The sequence below is a fragment of the Streptoverticillium reticulum genome, assembly GCF_047456005.1.
In the GTDB taxonomy this organism is placed as follows: domain Bacteria; phylum Actinomycetota; class Actinomycetes; order Streptomycetales; family Streptomycetaceae; genus Streptomyces; species Streptomyces reticulum.
Genome location: NZ_CP179755.1, coordinates 1,916,962 through 1,933,255 on the forward strand (window position 1 = coordinate 1,916,962; position 16,294 = coordinate 1,933,255).

General features: G+C 72.0%; 14 protein-coding genes. 9 read left to right on the forward strand and 5 right to left on the reverse strand.

The features are described from left to right. The first annotated feature begins 115 nt into the window (after positions 1 to 115). Positions 116 to 2,062, forward strand: a complete 1,947-nt coding sequence (locus tag ACMATS_RS08560; protein WP_414167526.1) for an exo-alpha-sialidase — start codon at positions 116 to 118, stop codon at positions 2,060 to 2,062. Positions 2,063 to 2,128: 66 nt separating this feature from the next. Here ACMATS_RS08560 and ACMATS_RS08565 read toward each other — a convergent pair whose 3' ends face one another. Continuing rightward, positions 2,129 to 3,172 (reverse strand): bile acid:sodium symporter family protein, encoded by a 1,044-nt coding sequence (locus ACMATS_RS08565; RefSeq protein ID WP_414167527.1) that lies wholly within the window; start codon positions 3,170 to 3,172, stop codon positions 2,129 to 2,131. Between the two features lie 65 nt (positions 3,173 to 3,237). Here ACMATS_RS08565 and ACMATS_RS08570 point away from each other — a divergent pair, with 65 nt between their 5' ends. From ACMATS_RS08570 to ACMATS_RS08580, 3 genes are all read left to right on the forward strand, one after another. Further along, positions 3,238 to 4,143, forward strand: a complete 906-nt coding sequence (locus tag ACMATS_RS08570) for a LysR family transcriptional regulator (RefSeq protein ID WP_414167528.1) — start codon at positions 3,238 to 3,240, stop codon at positions 4,141 to 4,143. Positions 4,144 to 4,581: 438 nt separating this feature from the next. After that, positions 4,582 to 6,405: an AMP-dependent synthetase/ligase gene (locus ACMATS_RS08575; protein ID WP_414167529.1), complete on the forward strand. Its 1,824-nt coding sequence runs from the start codon at positions 4,582 to 4,584 to the stop codon at positions 6,403 to 6,405. Between the two features lie 88 nt (positions 6,406 to 6,493). Then, entirely contained in the window at positions 6,494 to 7,336 is an 843-nt protein-coding gene (locus ACMATS_RS08580; protein ID WP_390778042.1) for an aldo/keto reductase, read from the forward strand. A 48-nt stretch (positions 7,337 to 7,384) separates the two neighbouring features. On the opposite strand, the gene ACMATS_RS08585 is transcribed toward ACMATS_RS08580, so the two are convergent. Continuing rightward, complete coding sequence (locus ACMATS_RS08585) at positions 7,385 to 7,690, reverse strand: 4a-hydroxytetrahydrobiopterin dehydratase (RefSeq protein ID WP_414167530.1); 306 nt, start codon at positions 7,688 to 7,690, stop codon at positions 7,385 to 7,387. Positions 7,691 to 7,789: 99 nt separating this feature from the next. Between ACMATS_RS08585 and ACMATS_RS08590 the strand changes: the two genes are divergently transcribed. Beyond that, positions 7,790 to 8,617, forward strand: coding sequence for a helix-turn-helix domain-containing protein (locus ACMATS_RS08590; protein WP_414167531.1), 828 nt, complete (start codon positions 7,790 to 7,792; stop codon positions 8,615 to 8,617). Here ACMATS_RS08590 and ACMATS_RS08595 read toward each other — a convergent pair. Next, positions 8,607 to 8,981 carry a nuclear transport factor 2 family protein gene (locus ACMATS_RS08595; RefSeq protein ID WP_390778045.1) on the reverse strand — a complete coding sequence of 125 codons (375 nt, stop codon included), beginning with the start codon at positions 8,979 to 8,981 and terminating at the stop codon, positions 8,607 to 8,609. The genes ACMATS_RS08590 and ACMATS_RS08595 overlap by 11 nt on opposite strands. 282 nt (positions 8,982 to 9,263) lie before the next feature. On the opposite strand from ACMATS_RS08595, the gene ACMATS_RS08600 reads away from it, so the two are divergent. Next, positions 9,264 to 10,589, forward strand: a complete 1,326-nt coding sequence (locus tag ACMATS_RS08600; RefSeq protein WP_414167532.1) for a protein-glutamine gamma-glutamyltransferase — start codon at positions 9,264 to 9,266, stop codon at positions 10,587 to 10,589. A gap of 58 nt (positions 10,590 to 10,647) precedes the next feature. Here ACMATS_RS08600 and ACMATS_RS08605 read toward each other — a convergent pair whose 3' ends face one another. Then, the gene (locus ACMATS_RS08605; RefSeq protein WP_414167533.1) at positions 10,648 to 12,030 is read right to left on the reverse strand and encodes an amino acid permease; all 1,383 of its coding nucleotides are present in this window, start codon (positions 12,028 to 12,030) and stop codon (positions 10,648 to 10,650) included. A 339-nt stretch (positions 12,031 to 12,369) separates the two neighbouring features. Here ACMATS_RS08605 and ACMATS_RS08610 point away from each other — a divergent pair, with 339 nt between their 5' ends. The 3 genes from ACMATS_RS08610 (at position 12,370) to ACMATS_RS08620 (ending at position 15,241) form a co-directional block, all read left to right on the forward strand. Then, on the forward strand, positions 12,370 to 12,963 hold the full coding sequence (locus ACMATS_RS08610; RefSeq protein ID WP_390778048.1) for a hypothetical protein: 594 nt from the start codon (positions 12,370 to 12,372) through the stop codon (positions 12,961 to 12,963). Positions 12,964 to 13,015: 52 nt separating this feature from the next. Continuing rightward, positions 13,016 to 13,543: a GNAT family N-acetyltransferase gene (locus tag ACMATS_RS08615; RefSeq protein WP_414167534.1), complete on the forward strand. Its 528-nt coding sequence runs from the start codon at positions 13,016 to 13,018 to the stop codon at positions 13,541 to 13,543. 396 nt (positions 13,544 to 13,939) lie between these two features. Further along, on the forward strand, positions 13,940 to 15,241 hold the full coding sequence (locus tag ACMATS_RS08620) for an RCC1 domain-containing protein (RefSeq protein ID WP_414167535.1): 1,302 nt from the start codon (positions 13,940 to 13,942) through the stop codon (positions 15,239 to 15,241). Here ACMATS_RS08620 and ACMATS_RS08625 read toward each other — a convergent pair. After that, complete coding sequence (locus ACMATS_RS08625) at positions 15,207 to 16,253, reverse strand: MBL fold metallo-hydrolase (protein WP_414167536.1); 1,047 nt, start codon at positions 16,251 to 16,253, stop codon at positions 15,207 to 15,209. The two genes, ACMATS_RS08620 and ACMATS_RS08625, sit on opposite strands and share 35 nt — an antisense overlap. Positions 16,254 to 16,294: the final 41 nt, after the last annotated feature.

Here is a 16,294-nt window from a genome sequence, read left to right on the forward strand (position 1 = left end):
GTGCCTCCTTCGACTGACGGTCGCCGAGGGTTCCTTGTGAGAGCGGAGACCGCCCCGTACGTTGACCCACCGGACACGTGGGGCCCCGGCGGCCCGTACGCGAAAGGGACGGGCCATGGCGGCGGCGCATCCTCCCAACAGCCTTTGCGGCAACCATTCCAGCAACCTTCACCTTGCGTTCATCAGACACGGCATCAGGTGTGGTTTCCGACGGTTCGTCACCATCCGTTCCCGTAAAGCCAGACGGGCCACGGCGGCGCTGCTCTCCGGCGCCCTGCTCGCCCTGCTCCCCCACCCGGCCCCGGCCGGGGCCGAGGGCGCGGCGGTGAACACCGGTGACGCGCGCGGCGGTTTCGAGGAGCGCGTGCTGTTCACGGCGGAACAGGACCCCGGATACGCCTGCTACCGCATCCCCGCCATCGTCACCACGACCCACGGCACCCTGCTCGCCTTCGCCGAGGGCCGCAAGCGCAACTGCGGTGACGCCACCGACATCGACATCGTCCTCAAGCGCTCCACCGACGGCGGCCGCACCTGGGGGCCGCTCCAGGTCGTCGACCCCGGTGACGGCGACACCCACGGCAACCCCGCGCCCGTCGTGGACCGGCGCACCGGGCGCATCGTCCTGGCCAGCACCTACAACGAGGGGCGCGACGACGCCGCGAACTGCGACGTGCCCTGCAATCGCACCCCGCATCTGCAGTACAGCGACGACGACGGCACCAACTGGTCGGAGCCACGCGATCTGACCGCGGCACTCCGGCCGTCCGGCTGGAACTCCTGGTACGCCACCGGCCCCGGCCACGGCATCCAGCTCGCGCACGGCCCGCACCGCGGCCGCCTGGTGATCGGGGTCAACGCCGAGAGCCATGACGGTGTGCACACCTCCGCCAACCACGCCGCCCTCGCCCTGAGCGACGACGGCGGAGCCCACTGGCGCCTCGGCGCCACCGACACCTACCCCATCGCCCGGGACGACACCTACCGCCAGAAGCCTTCCGAACTCACCCTTGCGGAGCGCGATGACGCAGACATCTATGTGAACGGCCGCGAGCAGGGCGGCACGGACCTCGGCAACCGCGACGAGGCCGTGAGCCGGGACGGCGGCGCGAGCTTCGCCGCGCCGTTCCGGGCCCTGCCGGATCTCTACACGCCCATGGTGCAGGGAGCCGTCGTCCCCCTGCACCCCGGCCGCTGGCTGATCTCGGCACCCGCCGATCCCGACCGGCGCCGCACCATGACCATCCGGTCCTCCTACGACCAGGGGCGCACCTGGGAGAGCGCCGATCACGGCCGGCGGGTCACGGCCGACTGGTCGGGGTACTCCGACATGACCGTGACCGGCCCGGGCACGGTCGGGCTGCTCTACGAGGCCGGGAAGCGCGACGCGCGCGACGAGATCCGCTTCGCCCGCTTCACCGAGGACTGGCTCGGCCCCCGGCGCGGGCCGGACCCCGCGACTCCCGACCGCGCACCCGGCGCGGAGGGCGCCGCGGTCCTGGGCGGAGCGCGCCCGGTGGCGGGACGGTTCGGCGGGGCGCTCGCCTTCGACGGCGAGGACAGCGCGGTGCGCCTGCCCTACCGGGGCGAACTCCCCCTGGGGACCCGGGAGTTCACGGCATCCCTGTGGTTCCGATACAGCGCGGAGGACGGGGAGCAGCCGTTCCTGTGGATGGGCGGGGTCGGCGGGTCCCCGCAGGTGTCGCTGCGGGGCGAGCCGGCGGCGGGGCGGGTCGCGGCGCAGGTCACCGCCGTCGCCGGGGCGGCGCCGGCCCGGACGGCGACGGTGTACTCGGCCGGGGCGTACAACGACGGCCAGTGGCACCACTTGACGCTGCGCCGCGCGGCGGGCCGGCTCACGCTGACCGTCGACGACACCGCAACAGCAGTGCCCGACGTCCCCGGGTCGGTGAGCCGCACGTCGACGTTCGGGGTGCACCTGGGCCAGAAACCGGACGCACGCGAGTTCCTGACGGGCGAGCTGGACGAGGTGAAGGTGACGTCTCAGGGCAAGACGGTGCTGTGGCTGCCCTTGGACACGGTCAACAACGGCACCCCGTAAGGCAACCGCGCCCCGAAGGGGCGCGGGGAACTGCGCGACCAGCCACAACCGGCCCGCACCCGGCGCTCAGCCGGCAGCAGCCGGGGCCTCCGCCGCCAGGCCCGCGGGCGCAGGCGTCCCGGACTGCCGCCCGTACCGCTTGGCGAGGACCGCACACACCATCAACTGCAGCTGGTGGAAGAGCATCAGCGGCAGAATCATCAGCCCGGCGTCCGCGCCGAACAGCACGGTCGCCATCGGCAGCCCGGCCGCCAGGCTCTTCTTCGATCCGGCGAAGGTGATGGCGATGCGGTCCTCGCGCCCGAAGCCGAGCCGGCGGGTGCCGAGGCTGGTGAAGGCGAGCATGACCGCCAGCAGCACGGCCTCCACCCCCAGGAGCGCCAGCAGCCGCAGCGGGGTGACCTGGTGCCAGATGCCCCGGACCACGCCCTCGCTGAACGCGGCGTAGACGACGAGGAGGATCGAGCCCCGGTCGACGTAGCCCAGGACCTTCTTGCGGCGGGTGATGAAGCCGCCGATCCAGCGGCGCAGGAGCTGTCCGGCGACGAACGGCACCAGGAGCCGCAGCACGACGGACAGGAGGGAGTCGAGGGAGAAGCCGACGGCGTTGTTGCCCAGTAGTGCCGCCGCGAGGAGCGGGGTCAGCACGATGCCCACGATGCTGGAGAACGAGCCGGCGCAGATCGCGGCCGCCACGTTGCCGCGGGCGATGGAGGTGAAGGCGATCGAGGACTGGATGGTGGACGGCACCAGGCACAGGAAGAGCAGCCCGGTCTGCAACTGCGGGGTCAGGACGTAGGGGACGAGGCCGCGGGAGGCCAGCCCGAGCAGCGGGAAGACGGCGAACGTGCAGGCCAGGACGGTCAGATGGAGCCGCCAGTGGCGCAGACCGTCCATGGCCTCACGGGTGGAGAGCCGTGCGCCGTAGAGGAAGAAGAGCAGGGCGACCGCGCCGGTGGAGGCGCCGTCCACGGCGGTCGCGGCCGTGCCGCGGGCCGGCAGCAGGGCGGCGAGGAGGACGGTGCCGAGCAGGGCGGCTATGTAGGGGTCCACGGGGAGACGGGCGAGGAGGCGGCGCATGCCGTCCAGCCTGCCCTTCCCCCGTTTCATCGGGAACCCCGTTCACCGTGCTCACTGCCATCACGCCATCCGATAACCAGAGCTACTCTGGCCATGTGTTCGATCCGACGCAGCTGCGCACGTTCCTCACCGTGGCCCAGACGCTCAGCTTCACCCAGGCCGCGCGCCGCCTCGGGGTGCGGCAGTCGACGGTGAGCCAGCAGGTGCGGCGCCTGGAAGAGGCCGCCGGGCGGCAGTTGTTCGCCCGGGACACGCACAGCGTGACGCTGACCGAGGACGGGGAGGCCATGCTCGGCTTCGCCCGCACGATCCTGGAGGCCAACGAGCGGGCCGCGAGCTGGTTCGCGGGCACCCGGCTGCGCGGGCGGCTCCGCTTCGGCGCCTCGGAGGACTTCGTGCTGACCCGGCTGCCGGAGATCCTGGAGACCTTCCGCCGCGACCACCCCGAGGTGGACCTGGAGCTGACCGTCGAGCTCTCCGGCACCCTGCAGCGCCGGCTCGCGGCCGGGCGGCTGGACCTGGTGCTCGCCAAGCGCCGCCCGGACCACCCCGGCGGCCCGCAGGAACCGCCGGGCCGCCTGGTCTGGCGGGACCAGCTGGTGTGGATCGGCAGCGAGCGGCTGCGCCTGGACCCGCACCGGCCGCTGCCGCTGGTCGTCTTCCCGCCGCCCGCCGTGACCCGGGCCCGCGCCCTGGAGGTGCTGGAGCAGCACGGCCGCGCCTGGCGGGTGACCTGCACCAGCGGCAGCCTCAACGGTCTGGTGGCGGCGGCCCGCGCGGGCCTGGGCGTCATGGCGCACACCAGCGGCATGATCCCGCCGGGCCTGGTGCGGCTCCCGGCCCGGGCCGGGCTGCCGGAGCTCGGCGGCATCGACGTGGTGCTGCTCCACGGCGCCGCCCGGGGCAGTGCGGCCCGCGGTGCCGCGGAGGCGCTCGCGGAGGCGATCCTGGCGGGCGGCGACCGTCTCCAGGCCCCCGCGGCCACGACGACGGGCCCGTGACGCCCTGGCGCCCCGTGAGGGGCGCGGGGCTGTTCACATATGCGGCTCCGCCGCGTGGGCGCGCTCAGCCACGACGCGCCCGCAGCCGACGCACCACCCCAGAGCCCCGGGACTTCGACCGCGGGTACGTCGTGGCTGGTCGCGCCCACGCGGCGGAGCCGCATATGGAAACGGCCCCGCGCCCCTCACGGGGCGACATGGTGCCCTGATGCCCGCGGTGTTGCCGGGTCCCCCGTGGGTCCGTGACGTTCCTGTGCGGATAGCCGTCGGACGGCGCGGAGGTTCCGTGCGGATCCCGTCGAGGCCGCGCGGCGCGGCGCGGCGGAGGGGTTCGCTCCGCCGAGGAGCCGGGTACGGTCACGGCGCTGTGCGGGCACCCTGCCGTGCCGCGCCGGCCGTGCCGCCGCACGCCCGGACACCGCGAGGAGCGAGGAGCCGTTGCGCGAAGTCACCGAGCCGTCGCTGGTGACGGCGCCCCGGGCCGGAGGTCTGGCGGACGTCGTCTTCGACCATGCGGAGGCGGACCCCGGGCGGGTCGCCCTCGGCCGCCGCGTGGCCGGCGCGTGGCAGGACGTCACGGCGGCCGCCTTCCGGGACGAGGTGCTCGCCCTGGCCAAGGGCCTGCTCGCGCAGGGCGTCCGGTTCGGCGACCGGGTGGCCGTCATGTCCCGTACGCGCTACGAGTGGACGCTGTTCGACTTCGCGCTGTGGTGCATCGGCGCCCAGCCCGTGCCGCTGTATCCCACCTCCTCCACCGAGCAGGTGTTCTGGATGCTGCACGACGCCCGCGTGACCGCCTGCGTCGTCGAGCACGAGGACCACGCCATGACCATCGGCTCGGTCATCGGCAGGCTCCCGCACCTGGCCCGGCTGTGGCAGCTCGACGCCGGGGCGCTGGAGGAGCTGGCCGAGGCCGGGGCCCGCATCGACGACGAGGTCGTGCACCGGCACCGCATGGCCGTCACCCCCGACTCGCCGGCCACCGTCATCTACACCTCGGGCACCACGGGCCGCCCCCGCGGCTGCGTGCTGACCCACGCCAACTTCATGACCGAGACCGACAACCTCGTCCGCCGCTACGAGCCGGTCTTCCGCTCCCGGCCCGGCGACGAGGCGTCCACCCTGCTCTTCCTCCCCCTGGCCCACGTCTTCGGGCGGATGGTGCAGGTCGCGGCGGTGCGCGGCCGGGTCAAGCTGGGCCACCAGCCCCAGCTGTCGGCCGAGGAACTGCTGCCCGACCTGCAGGCGTTCCGGCCGACGTTCGTCCTGGCGGTGCCGTACGTCTTCGAGAAGGTCTTCGCCACGGCCCGCCGCGAGGCCGAGCGCACGGGCCGGGAGGGCCCGTTCGAGCGGGCCGCCGAGGCGGCCGTGCGCTACGCGGAGGCGCAGGAGGCCCGCGCCTTCGGCACGGGGCCCGGGCCCGGCGCCGCCCTGCGCCTGCAGCACCAGGTGTTCGACCGGCTGGTCTACGCGCGCTTCCGCGAGGTGCTGGGCGGGCGGGTGCGCTATGCGATGTCGGGCGGTTCGGCGATGGAGCGGCGTCTGGGGCTGTTCTTCGCGGGCGCGGGCATCACCGTCTTCGAGGGCTACGGGCTGACGGAGACCACCGGCGCCGCCACCGCCAACCCGCCCGAGCGCACCCGTTTCGGCACCGTCGGGGTGCCCGTCCCCGGCACCACGGTGCACATCGCCGACGACGGCGAGGTGTGGGTGCGCGGCGGCCAGGTCTTCAGCGGCTACCTCGGCGATCCGCGGGCGACGGAGGCGGCGCTCCGGTCGGGCTGGCTGGCCACGGGGGACCTGGGCTCGCTGGACGAGGACGGCTATCTGACGATCACGGGCCGCAAGAAGGAGATCCTGGTGACCTCCGGCGGCAAGAGCGTCTCGCCGCTGGTGCTGGAGGAGCGGGTGCGGGCGCACCCGCTGATCTCCCAGTGCATCGTGGTCGGCAACGACCGCCCCTACGTCGCCGCGCTGGTCACCCTCGACCCGGAGGCCGTGGCCCACTGGCTGCAGATGCGCGACAAGCCGCCGATGGAGCCGGCGGAGCTGGTGCGCGACCCGGATCTGGAGACCGAGATCCGGCGGGGCGTGGTGGCCGCCAACACCCTGGTCTCGCAGGCCGAGTCCATCCGGACCTTCCGGATCCTGGGCGCGCAGTTCACCGAGGAGCAGGGCCTGCTGACACCGACGCTGAAACTCCGGCGCAGGGCGATAGAGAAGGCGTATGCCGTGGAGGTCGAGGCGCTCTACGGCAAATGAGCCAGGTGTGCGGGAATGCGACGCGAGTGGTTCCGGTTGACGCTTGGAGTAAGCGCTTCCGAACCGAACCAGTAAGGATCGATTGCTCGTGAGCAAGGTCCCGTCCATCACCCTCAACAACGGCGTCGAGATGCCGCAGCTCGGCCTCGGCGTCTGGCAGGTTCCGGATGCCGAGGCGACCGCCGCGGTGTCGACCGCCCTCGAGGCGGGTTACCGCAGCATCGACACGGCTGCGGTGTACGAGAACGAAGCGGGTACCGGCAAGGCGCTGACCTCCTCGGACATCCCGCGTGACGAGCTGTTCGTCACCACCAAGCTGTGGAACAGCGCGTCCGAGACCTGGACGCGCGACGGCGTCCTGCGGGAGTTCGACGCGTCCCTGGCCAAGCTGGGCCTCGACTACGTGGATCTGTACCTCATCCACTGGCCGCGCGCCATGCGCGACGACTACCTGACCATCTGGCGCGCTTTCGCCGAGATCGCCGAGAGCGGCCGGGCGAAGGCGGTGGGCGTCTCCAACTTCCACGTCCCGCAGCTGGAGCGGCTGCTCGCCGAGACGTCGCTCGTCCCGGCCGTCAACCAGATCGAGCTGCACCCCCACTTCTCGCAGGCCGAGCTGCGCGCGTTCCACGCCGAGCACGGCATCGCGACGGAGGCGTGGTCGCCGCTCGGCCAGGGCGGCGAGCTGCTCAAGGCCCCGGTGCTGGCCGGCATCGCCGCCAAGCACGGCAAGTCGGCGGCCCAGGTGGTGCTGCGCTGGCACCTGCAGCTGGGCAACGTGGTGATCCCGAAGTCGGTGACGCCCTCCCGCATCCGCGAGAACATCGACGTCTTCGACTTCACCCTCGACGAGGACGACATGAAGGCGATCGCCGCCCTCGACAACGGCACCCGACTGGGCCCGAACCCGGACGACTTCGACTGGAACTGAGTCGATGACACGCCGGGCGGACCGCTCCGGTCCGTCCGGCGTGAAGGGTCACCGCGCTCCGTGACCCGAGGCAACCGCCTCCACCCGGCGGGCCAGTTGCACGTCCAGCTCCGTGACCTTGCCCCCGGCGCTGTGCGTGTTCACGGCGAGTGACACCGTGTTGTACCCCAGCATCACGTCCGCATGATGGTTGAGCTCCTCCTGGATCTGCGCGATGTGGATCACCATGGCGGCAGCCTGGAAGTGCCCGTCGAAGGAATACGTCCGGGTGATCCGGTCACCGTCGACGGCCCAGCCGGGCAGTTCCTGAAGGCGTACCTCCACGTCCTTCTGCGAGAGCGGTTCGACAGCCATCGCCCGTCCCTTCGTCGTCGCATCCGCAGTGATGCAAGCGTCCCATGGGACTGGGGCGTTGTCGCGCCCATGCACACCGGCCGTTTGTACGGTCGGGCCATGACAACTGTGGTGACACCCGGAACCGGTGTGGGCGGCGTGGGCGCGCTCTTGCGCGACTGGCGTACCCGGCGCCGTATCAGCCAGCTCGAACTCGCCCTGCGTGCCGACTCCTCCGCCCGGCACATCAGCTTCATCGAGACCGGGCGCTCCCGCCCGAGCCCCGAGATGGTGCTCCGCCTCGCGGATCATCTGGACGTCCCCGTGCGCGAGCGCAACGTCCTGCTCATGGCCGCCGGCTACGCACCGCACTACCCGGAACGTCCGCTGGACGACCCGGCGCTGGACGGCCTGCGGGAAGGGGTCGAGAGCCTGCTGAAGGGCTACGAGCCCTTCCCCGCGCTGGTGGTGGACGGCGCCTATCAGGTGATGGCGGCGAACAGCGGCATCGCGATGCTCCTGGAGGGCGTCGCGGAGTCGCTGCTCACTCCCCCGTTGAACGCCATGCGTCTCACCCTGCATCCGGACGGCATGGCTCCGCGCATCCGCAACCTCCGCGAGTGGCGCGGGCACCTGCTGCACCAGATGGAGCGGCAGCTGGCACACGTGCGGTCGGCCGCCCTGCGGGCCGTCTACGACGAGGTGAGCGCGTATCCCCTGCCGGAGCAGGCGGAGCGGCCCGGCGAGGAGGTCACGGCGGGCGGGCGGGCGGCCGCGCCCCTCGCGCTGCCGCTGGTGATCGAGCACGCCGGCCGGACCCTGTCGTTCGTCTCGGCCATCACGACGTTCAACACCCCCATGGACGTGACCGTTTCCGAACTGGCCCTGGAGGCCTTCCTCCCCGCCGATCCGGAAACGGCCGCTGCCCTCAAGGAGTTCACGCGCTAGCGGAGGGCACCCGGTCGAGAAAGCCGAGGACGGTACGGATCCGGCCGTCCCCGGCCAGGGTGATCACGTCAGAACCGGCGACGGGCGCCGACCCGTCGGCGGCGGACACCAGCTCCCACGAGAACCGCGCAGTGTCATGGTGCCCGTCCACGGCGCCGGTCTGCCGGAACACGTAGCCGGGGAACTGCTCGTGTGCACCGGCTATCACGGCCGCGAGGTGCTCGTACCCGCTGACGTCGGCGAGCGGGTCGGTGTAGGAGCCGTCCTCGCTCCACGCGGCGGCCACGGCCTCGGCCCGGGCGGCGGGGTCGGTGGCGTTCCAGGCCGCGAAGTAGCGGGCGACGGCGGTCTCGTACTGCGACATGACGGATCTCCTCGGACGGCTGAATGCAAAGGGCCACGTCCCTCCGGACCCGAGTGCGCGGGTCCGGAGGTCCGTGGCCATCACCTTGCCGTGGGACGGTTCCCGGCGCGATTACCTCAGGGGTAGTTGCCTGCACCCCACGCCGGCCGGACCGGATACCTGGCCAGATACCGCCGTACGTCACAGAGTGGCCGATTTCAAAGCCGTGATGTTGCCGGGGAGTTAACCGGGGGACATGATCACTCCTCGTATCGCCCTGATCACTCATCCAGGAGCCGAGACGTGACGACCCTGACGGTTGCGTCTGCGGTCTCGCACGCCCTCATGTCATGGAATTCCAATACAAGGGAGTCATTGATTTTCGTGTATCACCGTCGGAGATTCCTCGCCTTCGCCACTGTGGGTGCGGTCATATGCACCGCTGGACTCGTGCCGTCCGTCAGCCAGGCCGCCGGCGGCAGCGACGCGGAAATGAAGGGTTCCTACGCCACGACGCACGGCCTGACGGCAGTTGATGTCGAGAACATCAACGCACTGAACGAAGCGGCCCTGACCGCGGGTCAGCCCGGCAAGCCTCCGGCGGGATTGTCGCCGAGCCCCGGCGCCTCCTTCCGGGCCTCCGACGACAGGGAGACCCCTCCCGCCGAGCCGCTCAACAGGATGCCCGACGCGTACCGTGCCTACGGAGGCAGGGCCACCACGATCGTCAACAACTACATACGCAAGTGGCAGCAGGTCTACAGCCAACACGACGGCGCGAAGCAGCAGATGACCGAAGAAGAGCGGGAAAAGCTGTCCTACGGCTGCGTCGGTGTCACCTGGGTCAATTCGGGCCCCTACCCGACGAACAAATTGGCGTTCGCGTACTTCGATGAGAACAAGTACAAGAACAACCTGAAGAACGCCAGGCCCCGGCCCGACGAAACGCAGGCGGAGTTCGAGGGGCGCATCGCCAAGGACAGCTTCGACGAGGGGAAGGGTTTCCAGCGGGCGCGTGATGTGGCAGCCATCATGAACAAGGCCCTGGAAAACGCGCACGACGAGGGGACGTACCTCGACAACCTCAAGACGGAGCTCACGAACAGCAACGACGCTCTGCTCCACGAGGACAGCCGCTCGAACTTCTACTCGGCGCTGAGGAACACACCGTCCTTCCGGGAAAGAGACGGAGGCAACTACGACCCGTCCCAGATGAAGGCGGTGATCTACTCGAAGCACTTCTGGAGCGGGCAGGACCAGCGGGGCTCCTCCGACAAGAGGAAGTACGGCGACCCGGACGCCTTCCGCCCCGACCAGGGCACAGGCCTGGTCGACATGTCGAAGGACAGAAACATTCCGCGCAGCCCCGCCAACCCCGGCGAAGGCTGGGTCAACTTCGACTACGGCTGGTTCGGGGCCCAGACGGAAGCGGATGCCGACAACACCATATGGACCCACGCCAACCACTATCACGCGCCCAATAGCGACCTGGGTCCCATGCACGTATACGAGAGCAAGTTCCGGAACTGGTCCGCCGGATACGCGGACTTCGACCGCGGAACCTACGCCATCACGTTCATACCCAAGAGCTGGAACACCGCACCCGCCAAGGTGAAGCAAGGCTGGTGAAGACAGCAGCGGGCTGCCGGTCCGAACCGGCAGCCCGCTGCGTCGGAGATGAGCGTCGTCAGCCGGCGACCGGCTCCGACACCTGCTCCGCGGCAGCGGGAGCCGCATCGGCGGCCTCGGCCGCCTTGCGCCGGCCGGCCATCCACACGTAGACGAGGATGCCCGCGAACAGGAACAGCGTGCCCTGGTACACGGCCGCGTAACCGGCGCCCGCCACCAGCCAGAAGGAGAACGCGAACGCGCCCACCGCCAGCACCATGTCCCGCGTCATCCGGCCGGGGTTGACCTTGTGGCCCTGGCCCGTCAGCAGGAAGTACACCTGCGCCGCCGCGGCGAGCAGGTACGGGACCGTCGCGGAGAACGTCGTGACCAGGACGAGGATGTTGAACACCCCGCCCGAGCCGGACGTGTAGTTGATGACGGTCAGGCCGGTGGCCAGCACGGCCGCGGCCAGCACGCCGAAGGTCGGCACGCCGCGCTTCTCCTTGGCGAACGCGGCCGGGAACAGGCCGTCCTTGGCGGCCGCGAACGGCGAGTGGGCGCTCATCAGCGTCCAGCCGTTGAGCGCGCCGAAGATGGAGATCGCCGCGGCGGCCGCGATGAGCATGCCGCCCCAGCTGCCGCCGAACATCACGTCGACGGCGTCGGAGAACGGCGCGGTGGACTTGACCAGCTTGTCGTGCGGGACGCTCCCGAAGACAGACAGGGTGCCCAGCAGATAGACCAGAGCGGCACCGATGGTGCCCAGGACGCTCGCGCGGCCCACGTTGCGCTCGGGGTTGCGGACCGCGCCCGCGCTGACGGAGGCGGACTCCACACCCACGTAGCTGTAGAGCAGGATCGCGGCGGACGCGGTCAGGCCGCCGGTCCAGTTGCCGCCGCCCTCGGTGAAGGGGCCGAGGTTCTTCGGGTCGAAGAAGAAGATGCCCACGACGGCCACGAACAGCAGCGGCAGGAACTTCAGCACCGTGGAGACCATCTGCACCGCACCCACCCAGCGCGTGCCGGCGAGGTTCGCCAGCGCCGGGAGCCACAGGAAGGCCAGGGCCACGGTGAGGTCGGCGCCCGTCGACGGCTTCACGCCGGTCAGGAAGTGGAAGTAGCCGACGCCCGCCACGGCCAGGGCGGCGTTGCTGACCCAGGTCATGGTCCAGTACGACCAGGCCGAGAGGAACCCGGCGAAGTCGCCGAAGGCCTCACGCGCGTAGACGTACGGACCGCCGGTGCGCGGGTCGCGCTCGGCGAGCCGGCCGAAGACCAGGGCCAGCGCGATGGCGCCGACGGTGAGCACGCCGAAGGCGAGCAGGCTGACGGTGCCGAAGGGGGCGACGGAGGCGGGCAGCAGGAAGATGCCGCCTCCGATGATGTTCCCCATGACCAGCGCGGTGGCCGTGGGGAGGCCGAAGCGGCGGGACTGCGTGCCGTCGTCGGTGTCGTGCATGGGTGTGGTGCGCCTCTCGTCTGGCGTGGCAGGTCGCCGGTTCCGGGCGACAGCACAGGGCTGTGCGACTGCACATGTTCACCCTGGCATCGCACCCCGCAAAATCAGCGATTTTTGTCCTGCGAGGAGCGCATGGGAACCGTAAAAGGTGTGGCGATCATGGTCGGTGGCCGTGATTCGTCCACGGTCCGGAGACTGTGTTGCAGTAACGGTTCGCCCGCAGCGGCGAAGCGCAAAGGCGCAGGAAAAGGGGCGCACGGTGGTGTACCCCACCGTAGCCGGTGCGATGTTCAACAAACTCTCCGCAGACCTGCCGCCGCCCGTCCCGAGGAGCAAGCCATGCGCAGCGTGCCCGCCGTCTTCCGCCCGTCGTCGGCCTTCCTCAGGACCGGGGCGGTGGCGGCCGGAGTCGCCGGCCTCGCCCTGCTCGCCGGGGCGCCGGCCCGGGCGGCGGCCGCCGCCGACGACTCGCTCCTCTCGCACATACCCCCCGCCATCCGCGGCGCCTGCACCCCCACCGGGAAGCCGGACCTCCCGGCCGCCGCCGTCGCCGCGGCGACCTGCAAGTCCGCTGCCGGATTCCCCGTGCTGTACGAGCAGTTCCCGGACAAGGACGCCATGCAGAAGCAGTGGGAGGCGGACCTGAACCCGTACTCCTTCGGCTACGACGCCTGCAATGCGTCCACACCGCTCAACGGCAAGCAGTCGTACCAGGTCGGCCAGAAGCCCGTGGGGGTCATGTCCTGCTACAAGGACGCCCAGGACGGCTCCACCTACGTCGAGTGGATCAACAACGACCTGTCGATCCTCTCGCTGGCGAAGACCACGTCGGGCGACTCGTCCTCGTACACGCAGCTGCTGCAGTGGTGGCGGACCGCGGGCCCCCTGCCGTCGGACACCTCGGCGGCGACCTCCGTGCCGGCGACGGGCTGAGCGGAACGGCCCGCGCGGGTGACATCCGCATCCCCGCGGGCAGGATCCCCCCATGACGACCACCCTGTGCACGCCCCGGCTGACGCTGCGCCGCTGGCGCGAGGACGACCTCGACGCGATGGCGGCGATCAACGCCGACCCCGAGGTGATGCGCTGGATCGGGGACGGCTCGGTGCAGGACCGGGAGCAGACGGCGGCCCGGATCGCGGTGTGGGAGCGCACGTGGGAGGAGCGCGGGGTCGGGCTGTTCGCGGTGGAATGCCGGGACAGCGGCCAACTGGCCGGATTCGCCGGGTTATCGGTGCCGCTGTTCCTGCCGGAGGTGCTGCCCGCCTTCGAGATCGGCTGGCGGCTGGGGCGGCCGTTCTGGGGGCACGGGCTGGCCACCGAGGCGGCCCGCACGGCGCTGGACTTCGCGCTGCGCGAGCGCGGCCTGGCCCGGATCGTGAGCATCAGCGCCGCCGGGAACACCGCCTCCCAGCGGGTCATGCGCAAGCTCGGCATGCGTCCGGAGCGGGACACGGTGCACCCGGAGTTCGGGACGCCGCTGCGGGTGCATGTCCTGGAGACGCGCCCCTGACGTAGCGCCCCGTAGGGGCGCGGGGCTGTTTCTCCTCCAGCTACCTCCCCCAGCTACCGCTGGGGGTGCCCCCAGGAGGTACCCCCAGCGGCTCCGCCGCGCGGGCGCGGCCAGCCACGACGCGCCTGCACCGGGCGCCCCGTAAGGGGCGCGGGGAACTGCGCGACCAGCCACGACGCTCCCGCAGCTGAAGTACCCGGGGCTTCGCCCCGGACCCCTGGGGTGGTGCCTCGACTGCGGGTGGTCTGTGGCTGGTCGCGCAGTTCCCCGCGCCCCTTACGGGGCGCCCTGGCATCACCCGTTCGCCGGTCCGCGGATGCCGGTGCACGGCACAGCGCCCAGCGTGGAGGCGTGCGGGAGACCACCGCGCACCGCACTGCATCGCCAGGAGGGCCCATGTCCACGTCCACCGCCCCGGGAGAACACGTCGCGGACGGCAGGACACGGACACCCGGACAGCTGCGCGCCGCCGGCCAGGACGGCTACGGGCAGGTGCGGGACATTCTCCAGGCGGCGCAGGGCCAGGAGGTCACCGCGATCGCGGCCGGGGCGCACCACAGTCTGGCCGTCACGGCCGGCGGGCAGGTGCTCGCCGCCGGGTACGACAGCGACGGGCAGGCGCACGGCCTGTGGAAGGCGGCGCAGGGCAAGCGGATCGCCGCGGTCGCCGCCGGGCCGCTGTTCAGTCTGGCGGTGACCGCGGACGGGCGGCTCCTCGGCACGGGCCTGGACGACTTCCGGCAGGTGGCGGGCATCGTCGAGGCGGCGCACGGCCGGCACGTCGTCACCGCCGCCTGCGGGGGGTTCCACGCGCTGGCGGTCACCGCCGACGGCCGGCTCCTCGCCGCGGGCCAGGACCGGCACGGCAGCGTGTCGGGGATCATGGCGGCGGCCGAGGGCGCGAAGGTGGCCGCGGTGGCCGCGGGCGAGCTGCACAGCCTGGCGGTGACCGAGGACGGGCGGCTGCTCGCCGCGGGCCTGGACGACCTCGGGCAGGTGTCGGCGATCCTGCAGGCCGCGCAGGGCAGGAGGATCGCGTCGGTGGCCGCGATGGGCATGCACAGCCTCGCCGTCACCGAGGACGGCGAGCTGCTGGGATCCGGCCGCGACGACCACCACCAGGTCTCCGGGCTGCTGCGGGCCGCGCAGGGCAAGCGGATCCGCGCGGCCTCGGTCGGCAGCCTGCACGGGCTGGCCGTGACGCAGGACGGCCGGCTGCTGGCGGCCGGCCGGGACCGGGACGGCCAGGTGTCGGAGATCGCGGCGGCCGTGGAGGGCCGGACGGTCCTCGCCGTCGCGGCGGGCGGTGCACACAGCCTCGCGGTGGTCGCGCCGGACGGGCCCCGGGGCCGGGCGGTCCGGGCGGACTTCCGCACCGCGGCCGGCGTCCGCGAGCGGTTGTCCCTGCAGTTCCTGCGCGCGGACGACGGCCTCGACGCGACCCTGGTCTCCGGGCAGCCCGCCCGGGACTTCGGCATCCGGGAGGGCGTGCCCGTCCAGGTGGTGGTGCGGCGGATGGCGCCCGGCCGGGACGAGGTGCTGGGCGACGGCTCGGTGTGCTTCACCTACGACGAGATCACCGGGGTCGTCGGCATCGACACCCGGGCCGGCCGCCCGCCGTCCCATCTCCTGTGCACCGGCCACGGCGCCAACCGCTTCACCTTCACCTGGACGGCGACGGCGACGGCTCGGGAGTGACGCTCACTCCCGCCGCGTCCATCACCCGCGACCCGCCGACCGGCAGGTCCCACAGGTCCTCGCGCGGCCTGCCCGTGGCCGCCCAGGCCGCCCGGACGCGGAGCAGCGGCTCCAGCGGCGGCTCGGCGGAGAGCAGGAACGTGGCCCAGTGCATGGGGGCCATCATCCGCGCGCCCACGTCCTGGCAGGCGCGGACGGCCTCCTCGGGGTCGGTGTGGACGGTGCCGAGCATCCAGCGGGGCTCGTAGGCGCCGATGGGCAGCAGGGCGAGGTCGATGCCCGGGTAGCGCTCCCCGATCCGCTCGAACCAGTGGCCGTAGCCCGAGTCCCCCGCGAAGTACACGCGCCGCCCGCCGGGTGCGGTGACGACCCAGCCGCCCCACAGCGAGCGGCAGGTGTCGAGCAGGCCGCGTTTGCTCCAGTGGTGCGCGGGGACGAAGTCGAAGCGCACCATGCCCGCCGGGCCCGGCAGTTCGACCCCCTCCCACCAGTCGAGCTCGGTGACCCGGGTGAACCGCCGGCGGCGCGCCCAGCCGCCCAGGCCCGCCGGGAGCAGCAGCGGGGTGTCACGGGGCAGCCGTTTGAGGGTGGGGGCGTCGAGGTGGTCGTAGTGGTTGTGGCTGATGACGACCGCATCGACTCTCGGCAGGTCCTCCCAGCGCACCCCGACCGGGGTGATCCGCGACGGCGTGCCCAGGATGCGGCGGGACCACACGGGGTCGGTGAGCACGGTCAGCCCGCCGACGGAGAGCACCCAACTGGCGTGCCCGGCCCAGGTGGCGGCGACGGAGGCGGGCGGGGCGGCCGGGACGGGACCGGGTTCGACGGGCAGTTCGGCGATCTCCAGCAGGGCTTCGGGTCCCGGGCGCAGCCGGCCCTCGCGGGCGAGGCGGGCCAGGGCGCGGACCCCGGGCAGCGGTGCGGTGAGGCGGTCGGTGAACGACCGGGGCCAGATGCGGCGCTCGCCGAAGGGGCGTGGACCCGCCAGGGGGCGCTCGGTCTGTTCGGTCATCTACGGGCTCCATTCGTGGGGAACCGAGGCTCGCTCATGAC